At 71.8% G+C, this 22,794-nt stretch carries 19 protein-coding genes and 1 pseudogene; 5 read left to right on the top strand and 15 right to left on the bottom strand.

What is annotated here, in order from left to right; translation table 11 throughout:
• The first annotated feature begins 434 nt into the window (after positions 1-434).
• Complete coding sequence (locus ACQEVJ_RS05675) at positions 435-617, top strand: hypothetical protein (RefSeq protein WP_433097878.1); 183 nt, start codon at positions 435-437, stop codon at positions 615-617.
• On the opposite strand, the gene ACQEVJ_RS05670 is transcribed toward ACQEVJ_RS05675, so the two are convergent.
• The 13 genes and pseudogenes from ACQEVJ_RS05670 to ACQEVJ_RS05610 all read right to left on the bottom strand — a co-directional run bounded on the left by ACQEVJ_RS05670 (position 592) and on the right by ACQEVJ_RS05610 (position 17,225).
• Positions 592-3,849, bottom strand: a complete 3,258-nt coding sequence (locus tag ACQEVJ_RS05670; RefSeq protein WP_433097876.1) for an ATP-dependent helicase — start codon at positions 3,847-3,849, stop codon at positions 592-594. The two genes, ACQEVJ_RS05675 and ACQEVJ_RS05670, sit on opposite strands and share 26 nt — an antisense overlap.
• Entirely contained in the window at positions 3,843-7,064 is a 3,222-nt protein-coding gene (locus tag ACQEVJ_RS05665; RefSeq protein WP_433097874.1) for an ATP-dependent helicase, read from the bottom strand. Before ACQEVJ_RS05665 ends, ACQEVJ_RS05670 begins: the two co-directional genes overlap by 7 nt.
• A 71-nt stretch (positions 7,065-7,135) precedes the next feature.
• Positions 7,136-7,492, bottom strand: a complete 357-nt coding sequence (locus ACQEVJ_RS05660) for a hypothetical protein (RefSeq protein WP_433097872.1) — start codon at positions 7,490-7,492, stop codon at positions 7,136-7,138.
• Between the two features lie 44 nt (positions 7,493-7,536).
• Positions 7,537-8,127 (bottom strand): Uma2 family endonuclease, encoded by a 591-nt coding sequence (locus ACQEVJ_RS05655; RefSeq protein WP_433097870.1) that lies wholly within the window; start codon positions 8,125-8,127, stop codon positions 7,537-7,539.
• A gap of 215 nt (positions 8,128-8,342) precedes the next feature.
• Positions 8,343-8,645: pseudogene (locus ACQEVJ_RS05650) on the bottom strand (DUF6010 family protein); the annotation flags it as partial.
• Positions 8,646-8,702: 57 nt separating this feature from the next.
• Complete coding sequence (locus ACQEVJ_RS05645) at positions 8,703-9,179, bottom strand: signal peptidase II (protein ID WP_433097868.1); 477 nt, start codon at positions 9,177-9,179, stop codon at positions 8,703-8,705.
• A gap of 93 nt (positions 9,180-9,272) precedes the next feature.
• Positions 9,273-12,170 carry a CDP-glycerol glycerophosphotransferase family protein gene (locus tag ACQEVJ_RS05640; protein ID WP_433097866.1) on the bottom strand — a complete coding sequence of 966 codons (2,898 nt, stop codon included), beginning with the start codon at positions 12,168-12,170 and terminating at the stop codon, positions 9,273-9,275.
• Between the two features lie 217 nt (positions 12,171-12,387).
• Positions 12,388-12,699 (bottom strand): MGMT family protein, encoded by a 312-nt coding sequence (locus ACQEVJ_RS05635; protein WP_433097864.1) that lies wholly within the window; start codon positions 12,697-12,699, stop codon positions 12,388-12,390.
• Positions 12,696-13,064 carry a hypothetical protein gene (locus ACQEVJ_RS05630; protein WP_433097862.1) on the bottom strand — a complete coding sequence of 123 codons (369 nt, stop codon included), beginning with the start codon at positions 13,062-13,064 and terminating at the stop codon, positions 12,696-12,698. The genes ACQEVJ_RS05635 and ACQEVJ_RS05630 overlap by 4 nt, the downstream gene beginning before the upstream one ends.
• 101 nt (positions 13,065-13,165) lie before the next feature.
• Positions 13,166-14,338, bottom strand: coding sequence for a S8 family serine peptidase (locus tag ACQEVJ_RS05625; protein ID WP_433097860.1), 1,173 nt, complete (start codon positions 14,336-14,338; stop codon positions 13,166-13,168).
• Entirely contained in the window at positions 14,332-15,237 is a 906-nt protein-coding gene (locus ACQEVJ_RS05620) for a hypothetical protein (RefSeq protein ID WP_433097858.1), read from the bottom strand. Before ACQEVJ_RS05620 ends, ACQEVJ_RS05625 begins: the two co-directional genes overlap by 7 nt.
• 9 nt (positions 15,238-15,246) lie before the next feature.
• Positions 15,247-16,512 carry a S8 family peptidase gene (locus ACQEVJ_RS05615; RefSeq protein WP_433097856.1) on the bottom strand — a complete coding sequence of 422 codons (1,266 nt, stop codon included), beginning with the start codon at positions 16,510-16,512 and terminating at the stop codon, positions 15,247-15,249.
• Positions 16,506-17,225, bottom strand: coding sequence for a hypothetical protein (locus ACQEVJ_RS05610; RefSeq protein ID WP_433097854.1), 720 nt, complete (start codon positions 17,223-17,225; stop codon positions 16,506-16,508). The genes ACQEVJ_RS05615 and ACQEVJ_RS05610 overlap by 7 nt, the downstream gene beginning before the upstream one ends.
• Before the next feature lie 145 nt (positions 17,226-17,370).
• Between ACQEVJ_RS05610 and ACQEVJ_RS05605 the strand changes: the two genes are divergently transcribed.
• Together ACQEVJ_RS05605 and ACQEVJ_RS05600 are read left to right on the top strand one after the other, a co-directional pair.
• The gene (locus ACQEVJ_RS05605; protein ID WP_433097852.1) at positions 17,371-17,838 is read left to right on the top strand and encodes a hypothetical protein; all 468 of its coding nucleotides are present in this window, start codon (positions 17,371-17,373) and stop codon (positions 17,836-17,838) included.
• A complete protein-coding gene (locus tag ACQEVJ_RS05600; RefSeq protein WP_433097850.1) occupies positions 17,838-18,149 on the top strand; it encodes a winged helix-turn-helix domain-containing protein in 312 nt (103 codons plus the stop codon). Before ACQEVJ_RS05605 ends, ACQEVJ_RS05600 begins: the two co-directional genes overlap by 1 nt.
• Positions 18,150-18,208: 59 nt before the next feature.
• On the opposite strand, the gene moeZ is transcribed toward ACQEVJ_RS05600, so the two are convergent.
• Both moeZ and ACQEVJ_RS05590 read right to left on the bottom strand, forming a co-directional pair.
• Entirely contained in the window at positions 18,209-19,387 is a 1,179-nt protein-coding gene (gene moeZ / locus ACQEVJ_RS05595) for an adenylyltransferase/sulfurtransferase MoeZ (RefSeq protein WP_433097848.1), read from the bottom strand.
• Between the two features lie 99 nt (positions 19,388-19,486).
• Positions 19,487-20,401 carry an alpha/beta fold hydrolase gene (locus tag ACQEVJ_RS05590; RefSeq protein ID WP_433097846.1) on the bottom strand — a complete coding sequence of 305 codons (915 nt, stop codon included), beginning with the start codon at positions 20,399-20,401 and terminating at the stop codon, positions 19,487-19,489.
• A gap of 393 nt (positions 20,402-20,794) precedes the next feature.
• Between ACQEVJ_RS05590 and ACQEVJ_RS05585 the strand changes: the two genes are divergently transcribed.
• On the top strand, positions 20,795-21,400 hold the full coding sequence (locus ACQEVJ_RS05585; RefSeq protein ID WP_433097844.1) for a hypothetical protein: 606 nt from the start codon (positions 20,795-20,797) through the stop codon (positions 21,398-21,400).
• 403 nt (positions 21,401-21,803) lie between these two features.
• Positions 21,804-22,412 (top strand): hypothetical protein, encoded by a 609-nt coding sequence (locus ACQEVJ_RS05580; RefSeq protein ID WP_433097842.1) that lies wholly within the window; start codon positions 21,804-21,806, stop codon positions 22,410-22,412.
• Positions 22,413-22,794 lie beyond the last annotated feature (382 nt).

Genomic DNA, 22,794 nt, shown 5'->3' with positions numbered 1-22,794 from the left:
CTGTAGGCGTCCAGAGGGAGGGTGAGATCCGGCGGTTGCGGGGGATTCACCGCCGCGAACGCCGAACACCCGGTCACCGCCGCGAGACAGGCCGCCGCCATCGCCATCCGCAAAACCGACATAGGCCATTCATAACCGATCATGAACCGGCACGTCGGCCATAAGAAGTTATCGCTCTCGCGGAAAAGTCAGATACCGCAGCAGGACATTTGCGGCAGGTACGTCACCCATGACCGATTCGCAGAGCCGGTTTTCCCCTCTCCAGTAGGACTTTCCTTCACCTCGTTCCCTCTTCCGGAGAATGTCCCTCCCATCACTCCCCTGTTACTTTCCGTGGCGCCCCATGGCGGGAGAAGCCGCTCGACTACGCGCGGGCGGGCGTACCGCTCTACCTGATCGTGGATCCCGTGACGTCTCCGCGCAGAGTGACGCTGATGAGCGATCCCCTCTCCGACCTGAAGCCCCTCGACTACCACCGGCAGGCGTACCGTCAGATCGTCACCGCCGAGGAGGGCGACCTCCTGGAACTGCCCGAACCGTTCGGGATCAAGATCGAGACGAGCGCGCTGTTCGACCAGGACGAGCCGGTGGTCAGTCCTCAGGAACCCGCTGAATGAGCGCGGTGAGGCCGTCCGCGTCGAAGAGATCCACGGGACGGACGGTCTCGTTCGAGCGGACGTAGTGGAAGGCCGCCCCGACCTTCTCCAGCGGCACCCCGGCCAGCGCGGCCCAGGCCACCCGATAGGCCGCGAGCTGCACCGACGCGGTCTCGGCGGCCCTGCCCTGCGGCCGTTCCCCGGTCTTCCAGTCGATCACCACGTAGCCGTCGCCCTCGCGGAAGACCGCGTCCATCCGCCCGCGCAGCAGGCGGTCGCCGATCATCGTCTCGAACGGGATCTCCAGGTCGACCGGCTCACGCGCGGCCCACTCGCTCTCCTCGAACCGCTCCTGCAGCTCGGCGAGCTGGACGTCTGTCTCCGACATCTCGTCGGCGGCGCCGGGCAGCTCCAGGTCGTCGATCAGGCGCTGCTGACCCCAGCGCGACTCCAGCCACCGGTGGAAGGTGGTGCCCCTGCGCGCCAGCGGAGCGGGCCTGCGCGGCACCGGCCGGCGCACCTGCCGGGCGAACGCCGCCGGATCCTGGGCCAGCGTGACCAGCGACGACACCGAAAGCCGCGACGGCAGCTCCACGACCGCCCCGGCCCGCCGGCGGTTCGTCTCCCGCTCGCGCAGCAGCAGGTCGGTGTCGCGCGCCCAGGACCGCATCCGCTCCCGGTCCCGGTCCCTGAGGAGCCCGTGGCCGTCGGCCGCCGCGGGCGGTGCGTCGCCCATCATCGCCTCCTCCACGAGGCGGGCGCCGTCGAGGATCGCGTCGCGCACCGTGACGGACGGCCACTCGGCCACCGGCGGCTCGGCGAGCAACGGGTTCTCCGGGCTCTCCGGATCCTCGGCCCAGCGGACGACGCCGGCGCCCGCCTCGCGGATCTCCCGCAGGAACTCCGACGGCTCAAGCGGCCGCGACGAGGTCCCCCAGCGGTAGCCGGAGGCGATCAACAGGTAGTGCGCCCTCGTGACGGCGACGTACGCCAGCCGCCGTTCCTCCATCAGGTCGCGGTCGCGGCAGCGCTCGTCGAAGGCGCCCAGCGCCTCCCGGTCCAGGCCGGCCAGCTCGGGCAGGTCCGCGCTGTCCCCCCGCAGCGGGTACGGCAGCTTGCGCGGGTTCTCCGTCCACCGGGAGTTGGTGACCGGGGTCGCCGGGAAGACGCTGCCCTTGATCAGCCCGCCCTTCTGGGAGGTGAGCTGCGACAGGCCCGGCACCACCACGACCGGCCACTCCAGCCCCTTGGACGCGTGGACGGTCATCAGCTTGACCGTGTTGCTGTCGCCGACGCGCCCGGCCTCCAGCCCGAACTCCTCGCTCTCCGCCGCCTTCAGGTACGCCAGGAACGCGCCGAGCGTCGGGTCCTCCGAGTCGCCCGCGAACCGGGAGGCGGCGTCGAGGAAGGCGTCGAGGTCGGCGCGGGCGGCCAGCGGGCTGCCTCCCCTGGCGGCGACCTCGACGTCGAGCCCGATCCGGCGTTCGATCTCGCTGATCAGGTCGGGCAGCGGCTGCCCCGCGTGGGCGCGCAACTGACGCAGCTCGCGGGCGGCTGCGGGCAGCCGGACCCGGGCGAGCGGGGAGAACCGCTCCAGCCAGTCGGGCCGGTCGGGCAGCTCGTCGAGCGCGTCGATCAGGCTGCCGCGCTCCTCCGCGAGGTCGGCGACGACCTGGTCGAGCGGGTCCTCCGGGCGCGGCCCTCCCCTGGCCGCCCTGATCTCCTTGTTGAGCTCGCGGGCCAGGTCGCCGAGCACCTTGAGGTCGGCCGGGCCGATCCGCCAGCGCGGCCCGGCGAGCAGCCGGACCAGCGCGTCCCCGGCGGTGGGGTCGTACAGGGCACGCAGGGTCGCCACGATGTCGGCCACCTCGGGCACGGTGAGCAGCCCGCCGAGACCCACGACCTCCACCGGGACCCCCCGGGCCTCCAGGGCGCGGCGCAGGGCCGGGAACTGCGACCGCTTGCGGGCGAGGATCGCGACGTCCTGCGGCTGCAGGGCGGGGCCGCGCTTGGCCCGCTCGCCCTCGCCCCAGGGCAGGCCGTCCGGCGCGCCCTCACCGTGCAGCATCCCGGCCAAGCCCTCGGCGATCCACTCCGCCTCGTCCTCGGCCGTCTCGTGGAAGGCGGACAGCACCCGCCCCCGGCCCACCCGGTTGCCGCCCGGGACCAGCACCGGCACCTCACGGGCCTCCCGGCGCAGGGGCGCCTGGATCCGGGCCGCGACGCCGAGCACGTGCTCGCCGTTGCGGAAGCTGACCGACAGCCGCCGCACCTCCGCGGGGTCTCCGGAGGCCGCCGGGAAGTCCTGGGGGAACCGGGACAGGTTGCCCGCCGACGCGCCGCGCCAGCCGTAGATCGACTGGCAGGGGTCGCCGACCGCCGTGACCGGGTGGCCCCCGCCGTACAGCGAACGCAGCAGCACGAGCTGGGCGTGGCTGGTGTCCTGATACTCGTCCAGCAGCACGACCGAGAAACGGGACCGCTCGGACGCGCCGACCTCCGGATGCCGCGAGGCGATCCGCGCGGCCAGCGCCATCTGGTCGCCGTAGTCGATGACCTCCCGGCCGCGCTTGAGCCGTTCGTACGCCTCGACCATCGGCAGCAGTTGCTCGCGGACGGCCTGGGCCTCCACCGGCTTGCGCTGGTCCTTGACGATGCGCCCGGTGAGCGAGGCCAGGCGTTCGCGCAGCCAGTCGCCGACCTCGCGTACGTCCGCCGGGACGCGCAGGTGCTCGGCCAGCTCTCCGGCGAGATCGAGCACGGCGGCGGTGACGCTGGGCGGGGACAGGTCCACCCGGTCCATCGGCCCGTCGTACTGGCCGACCACCCGGGCCGCCATCTGCCAGGCGACGGCGGGCGTGACGAGCCGCATGGTGGGCTCGAGCCCCTCACGCAGCGCGTGGTCGGTCACCAGCCGGGCGGCGTACGCGTGGTAGGTGGAGACCGTCGGCTCGGAGTCGAGCAGCTCGGGCTCGACCAACCCGGCCGCCGCGAGACCGGCCAGCCGCTGGCGCACCCGCTCGGCCAGCTCGGCGGCGGCCTTGCGGGTGAAGGTGAGGCCGAGGATCTGCTCGGGCCTGGCCAGGCCGTTGGCGACCAGCCAGACCACCCGCCCGGCCATGGTCTCGCTCTTGCCGGATCCCGCCCCCGCCACCACGACCATCGGCTCCAGGGGCGCCTCGATGACGGCCGCCTGCTCGGGGGTGGGCGGGAGGATCCCGAGCCGAACGGCCAGCTCCCCTGGCGTCAGCACACCTGTCCTCCGTTGTCGTTCACAGGACAGGCGATTTTAGCGGCACAGGTGCGGCAGCCGTCGTTGACCGTGGCGACGAAAACGTTGGCGGACATGCCGGTCGCCACCGTCTTGACCAGGTTCTCCGCCCAGTCGGGCTCGGTGTCGTCGGAGAGCGCCCGCTGCGCCTGCTCCCTGGCCTCCGCCGACTGGCCCGCCGCCTTGCCCAGGTGCAGCAGGGACGCGCCGCCCGGCTGGACGAGGCCGTGCCGCTCGAACGCCCCGAGCGTCGTGGCGAGCTGGTACACCCCGAGCTGCGGATGCCGGTCGATCTCGGTGTCCTTGGGCCTGCCGCTGCCGGTCTTGATGTCGATGATCACGGCCCGGCCGGCCTCGTCCCGCTCGACCCGGTCCACCCGGCCGGTGATCTGGATGTCGTGACCCGGCACCCGTACGGTGAACGCCTCCTCCACCGCGACCAGGTCGCGCGGTTTGTCCTTCTGCCAGCGGACGAATTTGTCGACCATCTGCTCGGCGACGCGGCGCTGCTTGCGGTTGAACCACAGCCCGCCGAAGTCGAACTGGTCCCAGATGTCGTCGAGCCGCTTGACGTAGTCGGTGCCGTCCTCGGTGGCCATCGCGGCGATCGCGTGGACGACCGTGCCGAGGCTCTGGGTGACGTTCGCGGACCCGGCCCCGACCGCGGCCTCCAGCACCCACCGCAGCCCGCACTTGGTGAAGCTCTCCACGGACGACGGCGAGATCTGGACGACGTCGTCGGGCCAGCCGAGCGGCCGGTCGTCGGAGATCGGGGTCAGCGCATACCACTCGCCGGGATTGGCGCCTGGCACCCCGGCCTGCGCCAGCCTGGCGAGGTGCGCGGCGGCCTCCCGGCGCAGCGCCTCGGGCTTGGTCGTGTCGCACACGGCCGCGCGCAGGTCCGCGACCAGCGCGGACATGCTGAGCCACCGCGCCCGGTCGTCCACGGTCGCCTCCTCCACGCCGCCGGGCAGCAGCTCGGTGAGGAACCGGGAGGGCCGTTCGTCGGTGTCCTCACCGCCGACGGCGGTGACGACGAGCTTCCTGCGGGCGCGGGTGGCCGCGACGTAGAACAGCCGCCGCTCCTCGGCGAGCAGCTTGGACGCCAGCGCGGCCGTCGCGGCCTGCGTGGTGTCCAGCGCCGAGCCGCCCGCGAACTCCACCAGCGCCTCGGTGCCGAGCAGCGAGCCGCGCAGGCGCAGGTCGGGCCACAGGCCCTCCTGGACGCCGGCGACCACCACCACGTCCCATTCCAGGCCCTTGGACCGATGCGCGGTCAGGATCCGTACGGCGTCGCCCTCGGGGGCGGACTCGGCCAGCGAGTCGCCGGCGATCTCCTGGGAGGTCAGGTCGTCGAGGAACACCGCGACCCCGGCCTTGGGCAGCCGGTCGGTGAAGCGGGCCACGTGGTCGAACAGCGCGACGACCGCGTCGAGGTCCCGGTCGGCCTGGGCGCCGCGCGCCCCGCCCGCGAGGCTGGCCTCCGTCCAGCGCTCCGCGAGCCCGCTGGCCTGCCAGATCTCCCACAGCGTCTCCTCGGCGCCCTGGCCGTGCCGTACGGCCTCGCGGGCCGTCACGACGAGCCGCGCGAGGCGTTCGGCCGGCGCCGCGACGTGCGGCTCGACACCGCCCAGCTCCCGGGCGTCGCGCAGCGCCGCGACCAGCAGCTCGTCCGACGAGCGCGGGGTGAAGGGCAGCGCCGGCTGGCCTGCCTCCTCCGCGGCCTCGGCCTCCGCGGCGACCGCCTCGTGCTCGGCGATCCGCAGGGCGCGGCGCAGCCGGCGTACGCCGATCATGTCGGTGCCGCCGAGCGGACCGGTCAGCAGCTCCTCGGCGGTCGCCACGTCGAGCGTGGCCGGCGCGACGGCGATCCGCAGCAGCGTGATCAGCGGCCGGACGCCGGGCTCCTGCACCAGCGGGAGCTCGTCGCCCGCGACCACGACGGGCACTCCCGCGGTGACCAGCGCCCGCCGCAGCAGCGGCACGTGCCGTACGGCGCTGCGCACCAGCACCGCCATACGCGACCACGGCACCCCGTCGAGCAGGTGCGCCCGGCGCAGCGTGTCGGCCACCACCGCGGCCTCCTGGCTGGCGCTGTCGGCCAGCAGGACCTTCACCTCGCCCGGATCCGCGTCCCCGACCGGGATCAGGTCGCGGTGGCCGCCGGTCCTGTTCTCGTGACCCGGCACGGCGGGAAGGCGGAAGGCGACGCGGCGGGAGGCCTCGAGCAGGGCCGGGCCGCTGCGACGGCACACCCGCAGCGCGACCACCGGGGCGTCCCGCCCGTCCCGCGTCGGGAACCGCTCGGGGAAGCGCAGGATGCCCTGCACGTCGGCTCCGCGGAAGCCGTAGATGGACTGGTCGGGATCGCCCACCGCGATCAGATCGCGGCCGTCTCCCGCGAGCTGCCTGAGCAGGAACTCCTGCGCCGGGTCGGTGTCCTGGTATTCGTCGACCAGCACCAGGTCGTACGCGTCCCGCTCGCGCCGCCGCACCTCGCCGTCGGCCAGCAGGCCGGCCGCCTCGCGGATCAGCTCCGAGTAGTCCAGCGCGGGCACCGGATCGAGGTCGAACCGGTCCTGATAGCGGTAGGAGAACAGGCCCGCGGCCTCCCAGTCGGGCCTGCCGTGCTCGCGGCCCAGCTGCACCAGCGCGTCGCCGTACAGGCCGCGCTCGGCCGCGCGGGACAGGAAGTCGCGCAGCTCCTCGGCGAACCCCCGGGTCTTGAGCAGCTCGCGCATGTCCGCGGGCCAGTGCCGCGCGCCGTCCTCCAGTTCGCCGTGCAGCAGCCGCCGGATCTCCAGCAACTGCTCGGGACCGGTGAGCAGGCGCGGCGGCGGCTCACCGGCCAGCACCGCCTCACGGCGCAGCAGCGCGTACGCGTAGCTGTGGAAGGTGAGGGCCAGGGGGGTCCTGGTGGTCCTGCGCATCCGGGCGGTGATCCGCTCGCGCAGTTCGCCGGCCGCCTTGCGGCTGAAGGTGAGGACCAGCACGCGCTCGGGGTCCACGCCGCGGCGCTCGACCCGGTCGACGACGGTCTCCACGATCGTGGTGGTCTTGCCGGTGCCCGGCCCTGCGAGTACAAGCAGGGGCCCGCTCTCGTGCTCGACGACGGCGCGCTGATGTTCGTCCAGCACGGGAGCCGCGCGACGTCCCACGCCCCCGCGACGCACCAGCCGGTAGTTCTGACCACTCACAACACAGCATTCCACCAGATCACTGGGACAGATCGTGCCCGAATGCCCACTCCGTGTCCTGGTAGGGCGGATCAGCCGGCCGCCGTCACCGGTACTTCCGGTTTGTCGAGATCGCCGCGATGGGCCTGCCAAAGCCGGGCCAGTACGCGGCCGGTGGGGGAGGCCGGATCGGCGGTGTACATGACGACCAGCAGGTCGGGTTCCCCCGGCAGGGCCAGGGTCTCGTACGCGAAGTCCAGGTCGCCGAGCTCCGGGTGCCGCAGCAGCTTGACCCCGAAGGTCTTCTCGGCCACCCGGTGCTCCTCCCACAGGCGGGCGAAGTCCGGATCGGCGGACAGGTCGGCGACGAGCGAGCCGAGCACGGGGTCGTCGGGGTCCTGCCGACGAACCAGGCCTGAGCAGGCCCGGTTGGTCGTGACCGGGGCCATCCGGCCTGTTGACCCGTCCCAGCCGGACCTGTCCCCAGCCTCCCTCAGGCGAGCAGCGTGCGGGTGTCGAGCTCGATGTGGAACGGCGTCGGCAGCCGGAGCGACTCCCCGGCATGGGCTGTCTCGACCCGCTCGTACGGCTCGCGGAGGTCGTCCATTGCGAGATCCTTGCGCGGCTCGCTCATCAGCGTCACGGTCGCGGGGTCGGTCACCGGGTCGACGATCAGGAGAAGCGGTACCCCCGCACGGGCGTACTCCAGTGGCTTCTCGTCCCAGTCGATCGACCGCGTTCCCCTGGAGCACACTTCGACCACGAGCAGCGCACTGTGCCCGAGGATGTGCATGTCGTCGTACTGCTCGGCGTCCTGGGGCGCGATCATGAGATCGGGAAGCCGCATGTCGGGGAACGGCGGAATGTGCACTCCCCAGTTGGAATGGATGACCCACCGGTTCTCCCGGACCGAGTCGAAAAGCTGGTTCATCAGCCGGAAGGTGACGTTCGACTGTTCACGGCTGACCTTCGGGCTCACGACGACCCGGCCATAGGTGATCTCGGCCGAGTAGCCTGCGTCGTTGAGTTCCTGACACAGCCGCCGGATGTCGTCCTCGCCGTCAATCGGCTCCGGCTCGGGCACTTCGCCGGGCGCCGAGGCCGCAGATCTGAAAACATGCCGCCGTCTGCCCTGTCTCGTCGGCTTTGCGAGCGTCATCCCCTCGCCATCCTCTCCGTCTCCCTACACCTCGATGGTACGCATGGTCATTCGAGAGACACGGAAAGTGACAGATTCGAAAGAGGTGGCGACAGCAAGCGGGAAGCGTCCGCGGGGCGTAGTGGAAAAATGCACACCCGCTACGAGGAAAACCCATCCGGTGTGTGCGGCCGGGTGACGCGGGTCCGGACGAGGCTGATGAGCGAGGGACCGCCCCAGAAGCACCACAGGGCGATGACGGGATCGCAGATGGCGCAGCCGAAGGACGAGTCGTGGGCGAAGGGGATGATCAGGCTGCCCTTGAGGTGATGGAGGATGTCCCATCCGGTGTGCAGCAGCCAGGCGATTCCGATGAACGTCCACGACTCCAGGCCGCGGTAGGCGCAGTACGCCACGAGGGCGGTGAAGGGGAACTCCCAGCCGCCGAGGCCCCCGCCGCTGAGGTAGGCGGCCCCCTAGAAGGCTTACCGGTCAGGAGGGGAACCGCCGGGGCGGTCGGCCTACGCGGATGGACGTCCCTTCTCGGCTACGTCCCCGAGGGGGATGTCGCGCAGGCTGAGCAGCAGGAGGAGAGCACAGCCCCCGGTGAGCGCGATGTCGGCGACGTTGCCGACGAACAGGCCGCCGTAGTCGATGAAGTCCACGACATGGCCCTGGGCGAAGCCGGGCGGGCGGAAGAGGCGGTCGAGCAGATGGGAGGTGGCGCCCCCCAGCAGCACACCGAGCACCCAGGTCCAGGCCGGCGAACGCAGCCGCCGCCCGACGTACAGGATGCCGGCGACCGCGGCGGCCGCGGCCAGGGTGAACACCCAGGTCACCCCTGTGCCGGTCGAGAAGGCGGCACCGGCGTTCAGCAACAACCGAAACCGGATCAGCCGCGGGATCACCGTGATGCTCTCACCGTCCGAGAGCGCGGAGATCGCCCAGAACTTGGAGGCCTGGTCCACGAGAAGAACCACCGCAGCCAGCACGAGCATCCGCCCATATGGTCGCATTCCTGGTCTCGTCCCCTCCGAACCTCGTCCGTCCGGCACCTCTACCTCGCAAATCCGCGACGTTCTCGGTTCCGGTCAGGAGGAGAACACCTGGTCGATGACGCGGGCGGTGGCCTTTCCGTTGTCGTGCGGCGCGTAGGTCCGCACGAAGGCCGCGTAACGGTCGGCCAGCTTGGCGGTCACGGCGTCGATGTTCCGCAGGGCCTCCACGACCTCGGGCGAGGTCTCCAGGCGCGGCCCCGGACGCTGGGACTCCAGGTCGAGGTACAGCCCGCGGGACGAGCGGTACTTGCCCAGATCCGGAGTGAACAGCACGACCGGCCGCCCGGTCGCCACGAAGTCGAACATCACCGACGAGTAGTCGGTGACGAGCACGTCGGCGATCAGCAGCAGATCGGCGGTGTCGGGGTAGGTCGTCACGTCGATCGCGAAGCCGTCGTGCGCGTTCACGTGGGGGAAGGCCTGCATCATGTGGCCGCGGACCAGCACGACGTGGTCGGCGCCGAGTGCCCGCTTCGCGTCGGCCAGGTCGAGCTTGACCGCGGCGTTCCTGCGGTCGTAGTCGCGATAGGTCGGCGCGTACAGGACGACCCGCTTGCCCTCGGGGATGCCGATCCGCCGCCGGATCTCCGCCGCCAGCACGTCGCGGTCGCCGGAGGCGAGGACGTCGTTGCGCGGATAGCCCGACTCCAGGATCTCGCCCTCGTAGCCGAAGGCCTTGCGCAGGACGGACGACGCCCACGGGCTCTGCGACACCAGCAGGTCCCAGCCGCGGACCTCCGCGGCCTGGCGGTGCCACACCGGGGGCCGGGGCTCGCGCTTCATGTGGGCCTGGTCGCGGCCGATGTGCTTGACCGGCGTGCCGTGCCAGGTCTGCACGCACACCTGGTCCTCGCGGGTGCGGAACCACTGCGGCATGAAGCCGTTGGACACGATGTAGCGGGCGCGGGCCAGCGCCTCGTAGTGCTCCCGGCTGCCCTCGCGGACGACCGTGGGCACCACGCCGTCGCCGAGCCCCAGCTCATGCGAGCCCGGCGGCACGAACGCGCCGTCCCTGACGACCCAGATGTGCTCGCCCTCGTCGCCGCGCCGCATCCGCTCCTCGTAGATGGCGCGCGGGTTGTCGGAGTACGCGCGGCCGTCGAAGGAGACGTAGACGGTGGCCTCGCGCAGCGGCCTGGCGCGCTCGGCCGGGTAGAAGGTGCGGCTGAGCGCCCACACGCCCGCCGCGCTCCGCTCGTCGCCGGGCCGGTCCTCGGCGGCCACCAGAACCGGAACGTCGTAGCGGGTGGCGACGAACCGGTAGACCCGGCCGCCGATGGTGCGGGGGCTCTCGTCCAGCGCGTCGAGGCCCGCGTGGTCGAACCGGGCGGGCACCATGGCGGGGCCGTACCTGCCGGGCGGGGCCACCGAGACGTTCCAGGTGCCCTCGGCCAGTGGCATGGCCGACCCGAAGCGCGGCATCGCGCCGGGCGACAGCTGTACGGTGAACCGCTCGCCGTCGCGCTCGAGCGGCACGCGGATCGTGAGCCCGCCCCGGTGCCGCAGCACGAGGTCGCGCGGGCCCTGGTCGGGGTCGGGATAGCGGCCGGTGAGCGTGATCGACTCGTCGTGCCACTCGGCCGAGGTGATCACGGGCAGGATCTTGTGTCCCGAGATGACGACCCGGTCGCGCCGGTCGCCCTGCACCGTGACCTCGCGCTCGCCGATGAGGAGGCGGGTCTCCTCCGCGCCCTCCAGCATGACGGCCGCGGCGGGGTCGCCCTTGGGCTCGACCCACAGCCGCCGGGACTCCGCGTTGAGCAGGGTGCCGACCGCGAGCGACAGCGAGAAGCGGCTCCCGCCCTCGGCCGGGGTGAAGTCGGCCGACATGCGGTGCCCGCCGACGCGGGCCTTGCCCTTGGTGATGGGCCGGCCCGGCAGGAAGCCGGTCAGCTCGATGTTGTCGCCGTCCAGCCGCACACCGGTGAGCTGGGCGCGGGTCGGCTGGTAGACCACCTGCAGCGCCTTGTCGGAGGTCCACACGGGCCGCACCCACCAGCGCGGGCGCACCTGCAGCCCGGCCGGGCGCTCGGTGCGGCCGATCACCGGACCGCGCAGCACGCCCTTGGCACGGGCGGCGCGGCTCCAGATCACGATCTCGGCCCGCCAGGTGGTGGTGTCCTGGACGATGTGGCGGCGGCGCAGCATCCGCTTCGTGCCACGCACCAGGGCCCGCACCGCGGCGCGCCAGCGCAGGGCGAACGGATGCACCTCGGCCGTGAAGCCCGCCCAGTCGTAGTTGCATCCGGGTTCGCGGGCGGCGTGGGTGGCCTCGGGGCGGTAGGTCCTGCGGGTCTTCATGGTGACCCGGGGCAGCCAGCGGGGGCCGTGCAGCACGACGGTGGCGCGGTTGAACCGCCCGCTGCGGACCGACAGGCCCGCGATGTAGGCGTGCCCGGTCACCCTCAGGCGGTTGCCCACCCAGGTGATGTCGTCGATCTGCGTGACCGGCACGAGGTCGGCCGCCCGCAGGCGCAGCAGCGAGGGGTCGCCGACCTCGACCGGCAGGTCGGCGTACCACCGCAGGCCCCGCCGGACCCGGCGCGAGGGCTCGGCCGCGGCGGCGGCGAGCTTGGTCAGCGCGTCGCTCTCGGCGAGCTCGCCCGGGTCCTGCGTCTCGAGCAGGTGGCAGGCGACCCGGCGCCCGACCGGCAGCTCCCGCTTGACCTTCGGGTCGACCTCCGCGAGGTACGGCCGGAGCGCGTCGATAGTCTGGCGGCGGCGGGCGGGCCCGCGCTTGGCTGCGGCGTCGAGGCGCAGACCCAGGGGACCGACGATCGCCTCACGGTCGACCTCCCGGCGCTGCGCAGGGCTCAGCCCCTCCGCGCGCACGAGCGCGACCAGCGCGTCGATCGGCTCGCCTCGGTCGTAAAGCTCCTGGACAGCCCGCAGTCGTTCAGCGACGGCGTCGCTCGTGGGTGCGGGTGTCATACGGGAGGCACCACCCTTCGCCAGACCTGTGTTCAGAAAATGGTAATGCCCTCAGAACACTGCCAGACCTGACTCGCGGAAGCCTGTGGATTTCCTGTGAATCAGCGGGTGACGCCCCTGTGGCACCGGGTGACGAGCAGCACTACGCCCGGGGGAAGGGTGCCCGTCCGACCACCCGGGGCGCGGCTTGTCAGATCTTGGGTAAGACCGGAAACCGTCAGGCGCGGCCGTCCCAGCGGGCCGCGCGCATGTCGGCACGGGCGCCGCGGGCCGGGGTTCCCTCCTCGCGCCACCGGGCCAGGCATTCGGCCTCGAGACCGGGCGCGGGGGTGCCGTCGGCGTGGATCACCCGCCACCACGGCACGGCTCCACCCCACAGCGACATCACGCGGCCGACCTGCCGGGGGCCGCCCTCGCCGAGATACTCGGCGACGTCTCCGTACGACATCACCTTGCCGGGCGGGATCCGCTCGACCAGGTCGAGCACCCGCTCCGCGTACGGCGGCGGCTGGCCGCGGCCGTCCCTCAAGCGCTCCACTCGGTCGGCCCGGCCGCGATGATCTCTTCGAGCTTGCCGAACTCGTAGGTCGACGATCCGTTGATCTGCTCGACGACGCCGTTCCTGATGCCGTACGCCTCGCCGTCCTCGCCCATGAGCCGGGCCCCCATGAGATCGGTGAGAAGTGCCAGCTGGGCGACCTGCCAGTCGGACCCGGGCTGGCCGAAGAGCCGTCCCGACCAGGTCGCGATCTGATGCACGGAGTCGCCGTGGCGCGCGACGATCTCGCCCGCCTCGTGCGACCCGCGCAGCTCGAATCCGGCCCGTGCCGAAACGCTCGCGAGTTCGGCGTAGGCGAGCGGTGCATCCCGCTCTACGCGCAGCTCGTACCCCATGAGCCGCGACCCTAGCGAAACTTGACCTGGCTTTGTCACCGGAAACACGAACATCGGGATGACCGCGTCCGAAATGCTGCAGAACGGCGGCCAACATGTGATCACCGCCGGCCGAGCGCGACGGCCGCGGCGCAGAAACCGCCGATTCCGAGGGCGACGGCGACGGCGTAGATCCAGAGCCTAACCGGATCCGGCCCCGGGCGCGCGGGACCCTGCGACACCGGGCCCCTGCCGAAATGCGCGTCGTCCTGGACGGACGGCGCGCGGCCATACGCGGTCAGCTCCGCGGCCTTCCGCAGGGCCGCCGCCGCGTCCACGACTCCGAATCCGACTTTGTCGTCATAACCCGCGGACGGGTGAGGGCGGGAGGTCGCCGTCAAAGCACGCGACACCAATTCCGGCGGCAAATCCGGATATTTCGCCTTTATTAGTGCGATAGTGCCCGCGACGATCGCGCTGGCCACCCCGGTCCCCGACACGGCCCCCCGGCGGCCCCCGGCGAGGGTGACGGGCACGCGGTCCCCCGGCGCGGCGACCAGGACCGAGAGGTTGTCACTGCTGCCCGGGGTCTTGGCGCCCTTGCGGTCGACGGCGGCGACGCCCACCACCCCGGGGTAGCCCGCGGGGAACGCCCAGTAGGAGGTGCCGTTCTGCCGGGCGTACGGCGACTGGCCGGCGTCCCCCACGGCCGCGACGACCACCACGCCTCTCGTCAGGGCGAAGGAGATGGCGTCCCGCTCCACACGGTCCACGGCGTACGCGGGGACGGGCAGGCAGATGACCTTGGCGCCCCGGCCGGTCGCGTAGCGAATGCCGCGCGCGAGCGGGCTGTCCTGTGTCTCCCCCGCCGGGCCCTCGGGCTCGACGGAGCCGCCCTCAGGGCGGCTCCTGACGACGGGAAGGGACAGCACCCGCGCCTCCGGCGCGATCCCGGACGCCCCTCCCTCGCGCCCGCTTCCGGCGATCACCGAGGCGAGCGCGGTCGCGTCGTCGCCCGGCCGCACCGTGTCGTCGCCGAACGTCGTGCCCGTCATGTCCGGCCCGCGCTCGACCCTGCCGCTCAACTCGGGCACGCCGGCGTCGGGCTGCCCGCCGCCGAGCAGGGCGACGGTCACGCCCGCGCCCTTGCTGACCTTCCAGGCGGCGGCGGCGTTGACGGCGTCGAGCGCCCACCGCGAGTCCTCGCCGCCGGGTACCGGCGCCGCCCAGGCCGCCGGCCCGGTCCCCAGGAGGACGGCCGTCAGCACCGCGCAGAGGGAGACCGGCCTCAGCACACGTTCCCCTGGGTGCAACGGGGGACGTCCGGGGGCTCTCCGAGGGCGCGCGCGATGCGCCCGGCCACGGTCTCGGCCACGGGCCACATCTCGCTGTTCACCTGTTCCTCCAGGGGGACGGAGGCACGAGTCCTCCCGTCGGTGTACCCCGCAGTGGAGAAGACGATGTACGGCCCGACGCCCACCCATCCCGTGCGCTGGCGCTGGGCCGCGCCGAAGGTGTCGGTGACCGTGCCGGGGAAGGCCACGGGCCGTACGCCCACCCGGTCGTCCACGGGCAGTTCGCCCGCCGCGTCGGCACGGGCCTGCTCGCTCGGCAGCACGGCGACGCCCACGGTGACGGCGAACGTCGAGGTCTGGTCGACGTAGGTGGCGCGCAGCACGGCCTGGCAGCCGTATTTGCGCAGCACCGACGCCACCGGCGCGTCGACCACCGCGGCGCACGCCGCCTCGGGGGCGATGCCCACCCTGCGCGCGTACTGCTGGGTGCGGCCGAGCCCCGTGTACGGAAGCTCCTCGGGGAAGACCATGCCGGCGGGCCACGCGCGCCACCGCCGGGCCACGTCCTCGGCCACGTAGCGGGCGCGCTCGGCGTCGGTGAGCGGCCGGGACCTGTTCTCCCGGATCAGCCCGACCGACCCCAGCAGCACGTTCACCGCCGCGACGGCGAGGACGACGCCCATGATCGTCAGGTAGAGCGAGCGGAGGCGGACGCCGCGCGCGAGCTCGGCCCGTTCCCTGGCCGCCTGCGCGGCGGCGGCCCGGCCTCTCGACGCCGTCCAGGGCCGTGCGCGGGCGCGGCGGGCGGACGCGCCGAGCGGCAGTGCCCGCGGACCCGCCCGCCGGAGGCCGGACGGCGTCCGCGCCGTGTGCGGGATGCGGGACTGCTCGGGCGGCATACCTCGATGCTACGTCGGCAGGCCCGTCGGCCAAGGAGCCGGCGGCAGCGCGTCGTCTTCCTCCCGCTGCCGTCTTCGCGCCCGCCGGGTGAGCACGAGCAGGACGGCCACACCCGCGCCGGAGCCGGCGAAGGCGCCGAGCGCGATGCCGCCGTAGAGGAGGATCGACCCCGTGTCGCGCCGTACGACCACGATCGGGTCCTGGTCGTTCGCGGCCGAGCGGACGGGACGCGAGGGGCTCTGCACGCCCGTCCCCGACGCCGTGACGCGGTGGCGGGCGAGGGTGGCCGCGATGCTCAGCGCCCGATAGGCGTTGACCACGCCGAACCCGGTGCCGGTGTTGTACGGCCCCCGGCGGGCCGGCGACGACGTGAGCGCCTGCGCGACGAGGGCGGGCGACATGCGGGGATAACGCGACTTGATCAGCGCTGCGACGCCGGAGACGAGCGCGGTCGCCTGGGAGGTCCCCCGGCCGACCCAGTACTCGTCGCCGGGACCGGCTCCGAGGACGTCGACGCCCGGCGCGGCCACCATCACCGAGGAGTTGCGGTTGGAGAACGAGGCCCGCCGCAGCGTGGACGTGACGGCGGCCACCGAGATCACGCCGGGGATCGCCGCCGGGTAGGAGTACGGCGCGGTCCGCTTGCCCGCGCCGTCGTTGCCCGCCGCGGCGACCAGGACGACGCCCTTGGAGATCGCGTACCTGATCGCCGTACGCTCGTCCTTCGTCGGCATGTCCTTCGAGAGCGACAGGTTGATGACCTCGGCGCCGTGGTCCACGGCGTAGCGGATGCCCTTGGCGACGACCGCCTCGTACCGCGCGTCGGAGTTGAACGTGCGGAACCCGGGCTCCTCGTCCTCAAGGATCACCCGCACGGACAGCACCCTGGCCTCCGGCGCGATGCCGATGATGCCGTCGGCGCCGCCGGGACCGTGCCCGTGCCCGGCGATGAGCGAGGCCATGTACGTGCCGTGCAGGCGCACCGGCTGCACCCCGCGCGGGTTGGCCCCGGCCGTGAAGTCCCTCCCGGTGACGACCGATCCGGCGAGGTCGCGATGATCGGGGTCCACTCCCGAGTCGAGGACCGCGACGGTGACGCCTCTGCCCTTCGTCAGCCGCCAGGCGTCGTCGACGTCGAGCGTGTGCAGCACGTCCTGCTGGCTGAGCCGTACGTCGTCGGCCCTGGCCGGGCCGGGAACGAGGAACGCGCCGCCCGGCAGGGCGAGCGCGGCGGCGGACGCCGCGAGGACCGCGCGGCGCAGCGCGGTCAGCACCGCCACTCCTTGGCGGCGCAGTCCGGGGACGCCGGCGCGGTGAGGATCGCGCCGACCTCCTCCGCCAGGTCATCGGTGAACGAGAAGATGGTCTCCCGCTGCTCGCCGAGCGCACGGGCCGGACGCCCGTCGACCTGCCCCGCCGTCGTCATCACGAGGTACGGCCCGGCCGTACGCAGGGTCAGCGCCTGGCGGCCGCTCGCGGTGAAGCGGTCGGTCACGGTGCCGGGAAACGCGAGGGCGCGCAGCCCGGGGGCGACCGACCCGTCGCCGGGAAAGATGGGGATGGCCGAGCGCGCCCTGAACTGGTCGGGGAAGGCCGCCACGCCGATCGTCACCACGATGCCCTGCAGGGCGTCGAGATAGGTGGCCCGCAGGATGGCCCGGCAGCCGGCCGCCTTCATCTGGCCGGCGATGGCCGTGTCGACGGCGCTGCGGCAGTCGGTGCGCGAGGAGACGCCCACCCGCCGCGCCAGCTCACGCCCGCCCTGCTCGCTCGTATAGGCCAGGGTGGCCGGGAAGATCCGGCCGGCCGGCCAGCGCTCCCACCGCAACGCCGCCTCGGCCGCCTGGGCCTCCCGCAGCTCAGCGACGCTCGGTCCTCTGGTCAGTTCGGCGACGGCGGCGCTGGCCGCGATCCCGCCGACGATCGCGCAGACGAGGGTGATCGCGGAGGCCACGGCCACGGCCGGCCAGGTCCGCGTCTCGCCCACTGCGCCTCCGTCCCGTCGCGGCCTCCCTCCTCCAGTGACCTTAACGCGACCTACCGACCGCCATCCCCACAAATGCCCCCGGAAAGTACTTGACGCTTCGGAAAGTAGAAAGTACTTTCCTCATCGGAAAGAGATGGTGAGGCGAATGAATCCCGAGGAAGCGGCCCGGAGCCTGGCGACGATCCGGCAGACGCAGGCGAAGGCGGTCAGATCCCGGCCCTGGTTCCCGACCTGGTACGTCGTCGCCGTCGGGCTGTTCGTGACCGGCGTGCAGTTCGTCACCGAGCCGGGCACGCCCGTTCCGGTGACGGTGATCACGGGTGTCCTGCTGGCCGCCGGCATGGGCGCGCTGATCGCCGTCTTCGTCCGGACGCGCGCGATGACGACCCACCGCAGCCTGATGCGCGTGGACGCCGTCGCGGTCTTCGTCCTCTGGCTCCTGCTGGGCATCGGCATGTGCCTGGCCGTCGCCTTCCGCTTGCACGCGGCCGAGGTGGCCTATGCCCGGACGTACGCCGGCCTCGTGATGACGGCGTTCCAGCTCGTCACCGGACCCTTCGTCGGGCGCTGGGTCGCCGCGCTGCTCGCCCGGGGGATCGAGAACGGCTCGTGATGGAGCTCGATCCCGTCATCCACGCGCCGACCCGGCTGCAGATCGTCTCGCTGCTCGCGGCGGCCGAGGAGGCGGAGTTCGGGTTCGTCCGCGACACCGTCGGCGTCAGCGACTCCGTCCTGTCCAAGCACGGCAGCGCGCTGGAAAGCGCCGGCTACGTCGCCGTACGCAAGGGATACGTGGGCAAGCGGCCCAAGACGTGGTTCAAGCTCACGGACCAGGGACGGGCGGCGTTCGCCGCCTATGTCGAGAACCTGCAGCGCATCGTCGCGCCCAGCGGCCTGAGCGTGGTGCCGGACAAACACGTTTAGAGCGTGAACGGCGACGGCCGCCGCCTCGTCCGGAGGCGGCGGCCGTCATCCGTTCCGCGTCAGTAGGTCGGCAGGCTGGGGTCGACCGTCTTGATCCAGCTCAGCACGCCGCCGCCCACGTGGACGGCGTCGGAGAAGCCGGCGTTCTTCAGGACCGCGAGAACCTCGGCCGAGCGGGCGCCCGACTTGCAGTGCAGCACGATCTTCTTGTCCTGCGGCAGCGTCTCCAGGGCCGAGCCGTTGAGGAACTCGCCCTTGGGGATCAGCACGGCGCCGGGGATGTTGACGATCTCGTACTCGTTCGGCTCGCGGACGTCGATGAGCATGATGTCCTCGCCCCGCTCGCGCATAGCCACGAGCTCGGCCGCGGTGATCGTGCTGCCCGCGGCGGCCTGCTGCGCCTCGTCGGAGAGCGTGCCGCAGAACGCCTCGTAGTCGATCAGCTCGGTGATCGAGGGGTTCTTGCCGCACAGCGGGCACTCGGGGTCCTTGCGGACCTTGACGTCGCGGTACTTCATCTCGAGCGCGTCGTAGATCATCAGGCGGCCGACGAGCGGCTCGCCGACGCCGGTGATGACCTTGATGGCCTCGTTCACCTGGACGGAGCCGATCGACGCGCACAGCACGCCGAGCACGCCGCCCTCGGCGCAGCTCGGGACCATGCCGGGCGGCGGGGGCTCGGGGTAGAGGCAGCGGTAGCAAGGGCCGTGCTCGGCCCAGAAGACGCTCGCCTGCCCGTCGAACCGGTAGATGGACCCCCACACGTACGGCTTGCCGAGCAGCACGGCCGCGTCGTTGACCATGTAGCGGGTGGCGAAGTTGTCCGTGCCGTCCACGATGAGGTCGTAGCCGGAGAAGATGTCCATCACGTTGTCGGTCGTGAGAGCGACGTTGTGGATGATGACATTGACCAACGGGTTGATCTCACGCACGGTCGCGGCGGCCGACTCGGCCTTCAGACGGCCCACGTCCGACTGCCCGTGGATCACCTGGCGCTGCAGGTTCGACTCGTCCACGACGTCGAAGTCGACGATGCCGAGCGTCCCGACTCCGGCCGCGGCCAGGTACAGCAGCGCGGGAGAGCCCAGGCCGCCCGCGCCCACACACAGCACCTTGGCGTTCTTGAGGCGCTTCTGACCCGCCATGCCGACGTCGGGGATGATCAGATGGCGCGAATAGCGGCGCACCTCGTCAACCGTCAGCTCTGCTGCCGGCTCTACCAGCGGTGGCAACGACACAGTTCCACTCCCGTTTTCGTGCCAATGGTCGCGCTCGGCTCCATGGGCCCATCACAAGCTCTTCTCACAACTTAACCGGGGTAGCCCCGCATTCCCCAATCACGCTGTTCGGCGCAGGGGCGTCCTGGTGTAGGCCAGCAGGCGGCGCGCCTCCCGGGCCACGAGCTCGGGATACTCCATCTGCGCCACGTGACCGGCGCGCGGGAGTGTGACCAGCCGCACGTCGCGGAAGACCCGTCCGGCCCGGTGCGCCATGCGGGCGTGGACCAGCCGGTCGCGCAGGCCGTACACGACGAGGGTGGGCGCGGTGACCCGCTCGGCCTGCCGCCAGAGGTTGTCGGGGCCCAGGCGGAAGTACTCGCGCACGATCGCGCGGGCGCAGCCGACCATGGCCGCCCCCGCGTGCGGCAGGCCGTCGCGGCGGCGCAGCTCCTCTATCGCCTCGCGCAGCCGCTCGGGGTGGACCCGCCCGGCGTCCGCGTAGCACATGCTGAGCGTCGCCTGGACGCGCCGCTCCGGCGGCAGCGCGCCGAGCCAGCGGACGGCCAGCTCGCCCAGGCGCGGGGCGGCCGACATGGCGATCCTGGCCGGGCCGTACCTCGGCAGCAGGTCGGGCAGCGCCGGCGAGACCAACGTCAGCGACCTGACGAGGTCGGGCCGCGTGGCCGCGACCCGCACCGAGACCGCGCCGCCCATGGAATTGCCGAAAAGGTGGACCGGCCCCTCTCCCATGGCCTCGACGAGCCGGACCAGCGCCCTGGCGTGCGCGGGGACCGAATAGTCGCCGTCCGCCGGCTCCGGGGAGTGTCCGGCCCCCGGCAGGTCGAGGGCGATCCCCCGCACCTCGTCGGCGAGCTCGCCCATCAGGTCGGTCCAGTTGGTCGCCGAGCCCGCCAGTCCGTGCACGTATACAGCGGTCTCTGGCGGCCCCTCCGGGGTCGTCCGCACATGGATGCGCGCGTCCCCCACGTCGATGAGCCGGCCCGGCCACGGTGGAATCGGCTCGACACCCACGCGCCCTCCCCTGTTCGCCTCGCGTTTCTCGACCATAACCCTGCCTGTCCGCCACCTCGTCCGGCACTCCCGCTACCCGGGGGACGCGGGAGCGATCATCCGGGTTCGCCCCGATCGGCGAGAGCGACATAGGGCCAATATCACCCTTATCCGGACATTTCGAAATGCGGATACGAATCACAATTCGGACCAAAGCGATCCTATCGGTGCCAACGATGCCAATAAAGCGATAAGTGAATGGCAAAAGCCGCTGATCGCCGTTTGTCGCTCGGACGGTGAGGAAAACAAGACAATGCAGGGATGATCCACCAAGGATCATCAGTAAGGGCATTTTCCGAACGACTTGGAAAACGCCGGAGTGTCGGGGCAACAATCCTTCAAGGAGGACATGAAATGCCCAAGTTCAACAACCTGGTCGGGATTCTCGCGATCAGCGCCGCGCTCACCGGTGGTGCCGTCACCCTGGGTACCGCTGTCGCGGCCACCAGCGCGAACGCCGCCACCGTCATGGGCGGCTACGTGGGCGGCGGTGGCTACTACCCCTACGCGAACTACAACCGCAACCGCAATTCGCAGCGGCAGAAGAACAAGGGTCTGAACGGCAACAAGAACAAGAACAAGAACAAGACGAAGCAGTGGCAGCACGAGCGGCAGAACCAGGGCCAGAACCAGTTCCTGCTGCGTGACTTCACGCTCGTCCTCACGCCGTTCCAGAAGACGGACACCGACGCGCGGGCGCTTCCGTACAACTGGCAGTACGGCACCTCGCAGTCGATTCCGACGACCCGCACGAACAGCTACAGCGACCAGTTCAACAACCCGCGTCAGGGCCAGGACTCCCTGGCCCAGCCGAAGACGAACACGGCCACCGAGGTCAACCCGCGCCTGAAGAAGAAGGACATCAACGCGGACATCGACGTGGACGTGGAGAAGGAGAAGAAGATCGAGAAGGAGAAGAGGGACTACGACCGCGACTACCAGCCGGAGATCGTGCCCTGACGAGTCCCAGGACGGCCCCCGGTGAACGTCCCGGCGATGGCGGGTGACGCGACACCGGACGGCCACCCGTACTCGTGACCGGCGGCCTCACCTGAGCCGGAACCCGCGAGCGACGGAAGACACGCGCGAGCGGCGGAGCGGCGGGCACACCCGCCCGGCGGGACGGACGGCGACCGGATGACCGTGAGACACGGCGCCGGCGCCACCCGTCCGCCGCTCCGTCCGCGGTCGAACGAGCAGTTGAGAGAGCAGAGCACCGGCGGCGTGTTCGAGGAGAGGACCGCCGGTGCCAGGCGAACGCATCGCGCCGCGTCACACACGACGGCGCCGAACCCACTATCACCCGCCCTGGTCCCACACCGGACCGGGCCGGGGTCACGATATTCAGAGGAGAAACACCCAAATGTCCGCGTTGAAGAACATCGCCGGGCTTCTCGCCCTCGGCACCGCGCTGAGCGGCGCGGCCATCGCGCTCGCCGGCGCCACCGCCGGCACGGCCAGCGCAGCGACCGTCATGGGCGGGTACATTCCCGCTCCGTCCGGCGGTGTCCGCTACGTCCGGCCGAGCTACAACCGCAACTACAACACCAACCGGCAGGGCCAGGGGCAGAAGGGCCATAACAAGAACAAGAACAAGAACAAGAACAAGAACCACGAGTGGCAGCACGCTCGTCAGTCGGAGAACCAGAGCCAGTTCCTGCTGCGTGACTTCACGCTCGTTCTCACGCCGTTCCAGAAGTCGTCGAACGGCTCCGCCGCGGTTCCGTGGAACGCCCAGTGGTCGCAGAACTCCACGGTGCCGACGACGACCACCAGTGACTGGAACCAGATGCACAACCGGCCCTGGCAGGACCAGTCCTCGCAGGCCGACCCGCGCACGAACACGGCCACCCAGGTGAACCCGCAGGCCAAGACCAAGGATGTCGACATCGACGTCGACGCCGACATCAAGAAGAAGGAAGAGGAGAAGAAGAGGGACGACAACGAGCGGCCGGGGTACGACATCCCCTGATCCGCGGCGTCCGTGGCGTGGCCGGGATGACCGGCTGCGATGAGACCCGGGCCGCCGGCCCGGGTGCCGGATGAATGTGCCCGTGCTCACCTGGGCGTGGAGTTCCGCGTCCAGGTGAGCACGGGCACTCTTCGTCGCCCCCACTTCGACCACTCTTCGCCGCGCGCGCCCCCAGGGTTCGTCATCGGGGTCCCGGTTTCCCTCAGCCGCTGCCTCCGGGGTTTCGCCCACCCCACCCCGCCGCGGGCGGAGCCCGCAGTCGCGTCCCCCGAGCCCGCCCCGCGGGCCACCACCACTGGGGCCGCCTCGCCCACCGCAGGCCGCTCCATGCCCCCCTCGAACGCCGCCACGTCGCCTCTGCACGCGGCCGGACGCCGGCCGC

The organism is Microbispora sp. CA-102843 (assembly GCF_050936215.1).
Lineage (GTDB): Bacteria > Actinomycetota > Actinomycetes > Streptosporangiales > Streptosporangiaceae > Microbispora.
This window is presented reverse-complemented; position numbering and strand designations above follow the sequence as displayed.

What these genes read in the sequence shown, in the direction of transcription:
- ACQEVJ_RS05600 (WP_433097850.1), top strand. Translation starts at nt 17,838, where the DNA reads ATGGAGCTCGATCCCGTCATCCACGCGCCGACCCGGCTGCAGATCGTC.
- ACQEVJ_RS05645 (WP_433097868.1), bottom strand. Translation starts at nt 9,179, where the DNA reads ATGCTCGTGCTGGCTGCGGTGGTTCTTCTCGTGGACCAGGCCTCCAAG.
- ACQEVJ_RS05630 (WP_433097862.1), bottom strand. Translation starts at nt 13,064, where the DNA reads ATGGGGTACGAGCTGCGCGTAGAGCGGGATGCACCGCTCGCCTACGCC.
- ACQEVJ_RS05675 (WP_433097878.1), top strand. Translation starts at nt 435, where the DNA reads ATGAGCGATCCCCTCTCCGACCTGAAGCCCCTCGACTACCACCGGCAG.
- ACQEVJ_RS05640 (WP_433097866.1), bottom strand. Translation starts at nt 12,170, where the DNA reads ATGACACCCGCACCCACGAGCGACGCCGTCGCTGAACGACTGCGGGCT.
- ACQEVJ_RS05580 (WP_433097842.1), top strand. Translation starts at nt 21,804, where the DNA reads ATGTCCGCGTTGAAGAACATCGCCGGGCTTCTCGCCCTCGGCACCGCG.
- ACQEVJ_RS05620 (WP_433097858.1), bottom strand. Translation starts at nt 15,237, where the DNA reads ATGCCGCCCGAGCAGTCCCGCATCCCGCACACGGCGCGGACGCCGTCC.
- ACQEVJ_RS05660 (WP_433097872.1), bottom strand. Translation starts at nt 7,492, where the DNA reads ATGGCCCCGGTCACGACCAACCGGGCCTGCTCAGGCCTGGTTCGTCGG.
- ACQEVJ_RS05605 (WP_433097852.1), top strand. Translation starts at nt 17,371, where the DNA reads ATGAATCCCGAGGAAGCGGCCCGGAGCCTGGCGACGATCCGGCAGACG.
- ACQEVJ_RS05585 (WP_433097844.1), top strand. Translation starts at nt 20,795, where the DNA reads ATGCCCAAGTTCAACAACCTGGTCGGGATTCTCGCGATCAGCGCCGCG.